At 35.1% G+C, this 2916-nt stretch carries 2 protein-coding genes; one reads left to right on the forward strand and one right to left on the reverse strand.

Annotated features, from left to right (window positions below; translation table 11 throughout):
• Nucleotides 1-683: 683 nt before the first annotated feature.
• Nucleotides 684-1859 (reverse strand): tetratricopeptide repeat protein, encoded by a 1176-nt coding sequence (locus AFK68_RS03595; RefSeq protein ID WP_094671632.1) that lies wholly within the window; start codon nucleotides 1857-1859, stop codon nucleotides 684-686.
• Nucleotides 1860-2141: 282 nt separating this feature from the next.
• Here AFK68_RS03595 and AFK68_RS03600 point away from each other — a divergent pair, with 282 nt between their 5' ends.
• On the forward strand, nucleotides 2142-2669 hold the full coding sequence (locus AFK68_RS03600; protein ID WP_094671633.1) for a hypothetical protein: 528 nt from the start codon (nucleotides 2142-2144) through the stop codon (nucleotides 2667-2669).
• The last annotated feature ends 247 nt before the right edge of the window (nucleotides 2670-2916 follow it).

The raw sequence follows: 2916 nt of genomic DNA on the forward strand, positions 1-2916 counted from the left end.
ATCTTTTTGTTTGTTATTTTTTGACATTTTTACTTCCAATTCAAATCAATACTTAGAAATCTAAGTTTACTACCAGATTAAATTTTTAGGCATTATTAAAATCCAGTTATACAATAACCTATTTGCTAGCTATTTGGAATTTTACTTCTCAAGAGGATGTTGCAAATATTTCACAGGATAAAGGTAAAATCAGAAAGCTGATATTTACTTAGGGTTTGCTAATGGGAAATCTTTTGGTAAGGGTAGGAGTCAGGAGTCAGGAGTCAGGAGTCAGGAGAAATGGGAATTATAATTATAAAGGAGATAGTCGGAAAAATTGTCCCTCAATTTTTCTGCCATAATCATCCCAAAATACTAGCTTTATGCAGCTCTTTCCACCGAAAAGCTTGCACTTTTTTCGACCTAAAAAGGCTAAAGCCTTTATATGTCAATACTTTTAGAATTAATCAGCAAACCCTACTTATGGCAGTCGCCATTACTGGAACGGATATTATCAAATTCTCAAATATATTCACAGCTAGAATTTAACTTCAGACTTCAGACTTTTGACTTCTAAGTTCAGCTATTACGATGGCAACTTTTTAGTAAGTGGTAGTGGCTATACTGATTAAGTACAAATAACTCTGTAAAAATTTGGCAACCTTTTTAAATTAGGGCAATCAAGAAAAAACTATCAGGGCAACTTACTCAGATTTAATTTCCCTTGCCCTTTCCCAACTTTTATTAGCCTCTTCCATCAAACCCAAATCTCTCAAAACATTTCCTTTCTCATTCCAACCATCATAAAAATTAGGCTTAATTTCTAAAGCCTTGTCATAACAATTAACTGCTTCTGTCAAATTTTCCAGACTAACTAAAAAATTAGCCTTATTATACCAAGCCAAATAATAACCAGAATTAATTTCTAAAGCTTTGTCACAACTAGATAGCGCCTCCTCCCATCTCCCCAATTTTCCCAAAGCTTCAGCACGGTTATTCCAAGCCAAATAGTCATCAGACTTAATTTCTAAAGCCTTGTCATGGCTGGCGATCGCCTCTTCCCATCTTTCTAACTGTACCAATGCCTTGCCTCGATTGTACCAAACTTGATGATAATTAGGCTTCAAAGCCAAAGCACTTTCCCAACTATCAACTGCTCCAGCTAAATCTCCAGCTTTTGCTTGCTCCAAACCTAACTGAGCAAATATTTCCGAACTTTGCTCGGCAGACTGTTGTTGATTTTCCACTCCCACCCCAAGCTGACTAACCATTGCTTGAATAACTACTCTTGGGTCGCTAGTCTGTATACCTAACTGTTGCGCAACAGTTGCTAATAAATTAGGATTTTCCTGAAGCTTAACTACTAAATTTTCCAAAGCTTCATTTTCTTGATTTTCTGTTAAAGATGGTTGAGGAGGAGGGGAGACACCAGCATCAGGTCCATCATATTCCCAAATTGCTCCACTATCATCCCGACTTAAAAGTTCACTACCAATATTATTAGCCAGATTTCCTAGAGATTGTAGAGAAGGGAGCGATCGAGTCAAGTGAGCAAACCTAACCATTCTCTGAGCTAACTCATCATTAGGTTTCGGGGATGCTAATAATCTTTCTCCAAATCGTTTTAGCCATTCCTCCCAAAGTTCAGGTTTACCTCGTTCTCCCAGGTCGTCAAAAAAATTCTTTACTCTTTCGGAATACCAACCTTGGGCAATACCTTCTAAAAGTTGACCAAAGAGAAAATCATAATCTGTATCTGTTAAAGGTGGGAGAGACTGAGAGAGTGGTTGAGTTTCTGAAGGGTTAGTTTGAGGTTGAGAGAATAATCCTAAAAATTTTTCCCATAAACTTTTCAGCCATTGCCAAATTCTACGAACCATTGGTTTGATTAATTAAAATCTTCCTTTCAAAGTATAAACTTTTATTATATTGTAGTATGGTATGGAAGGAAACGAAGAATGCCAGCAAAATGCTTTTAGCCCAACAACTCGAAAACTTGGTACAACAAATGACTAGGCTAGAAAATGAGGAGATTACACTTCCCATATTAATTTCTAGCATGATGATACCTTCCACATTGACGACAAAATATTTTATTACAGTTGTTTATGGAAATGATTATGATGCTACAAATAATATAACTTTGCTGGCTTCAAGATTATATGATGTCACTTGGCTTTCATCTATATCCCTCTACTTATGTAGCCATCCGAAACTATATTGCGGAAAAACGCAATATTCTTATTCCTTTGGGTGATGTAACAAAGCCACCTGAAAAGAAGAAAAGAGAAGAGTTGTTTGAGATGCTAAAGGTTGACGTTAATGAAACAGGAAAGGTTTTTACGCCTAAGAAAAAGTATGAGTATGATGTAGGATGTCCTAAAATTTTGTCTACTAAAGAACGTATTTGGAAGGAGGCAAAATTTAATGATATCAGAGATAGATTTATTATTATTCCTACAGTAGAATTTATTGAAGATTTTGATATTGACTATGATTATACACCTTTATTCAAAGCTCGTGAAGAATTTTGGTTGTCCGCAGCTAGTGAGTTTGAGCAAAATTTGAAGTTGGTTGAAGGTGTTGATAGGCAGTTAATAGCTACGATGGCAGCAATCTATGATATCTCTGTATCAGAGGCAGTAGATAAAGTGTCTATTTATCAAGAATTCGTAAAAAAATACTTATAATTGGCTATATTGGCCCCTAATCAAAAAAGGAAAATATATTTAATTCACTATTTAATTCACCTACTAGGCTAGATTTTGAGAAGGATTTGAGAAAATTCCTTAGAACTGTAGCGCTATAGTTTTGATTTATCTATACTTCAGATTCAATTCCTAATCAAAAAAGGAAAAGATATTTAATTCAATCACGAGAGTAAATCTTCAGAAAAAATCTCGAAAAATACTCATAACTGTAGCGCTATAGTTTTTG

The organism is Hydrocoleum sp. CS-953 (assembly GCF_002260545.1).
Classification (GTDB): domain Bacteria; phylum Cyanobacteriota; class Cyanobacteriia; order Cyanobacteriales; family Microcoleaceae; genus Trichodesmium.

Coding starts and splice junctions, on each gene's coding strand:
- AFK68_RS03595 (WP_094671632.1), bottom strand. CDS start 1,859: ATGGTTCGTAGAATTTGGCAATGGCTGAAAAGTTTATGGGAAAAATTT.
- AFK68_RS03600 (WP_094671633.1), top strand. CDS start 2,142: ATGATGTCACTTGGCTTTCATCTATATCCCTCTACTTATGTAGCCATC.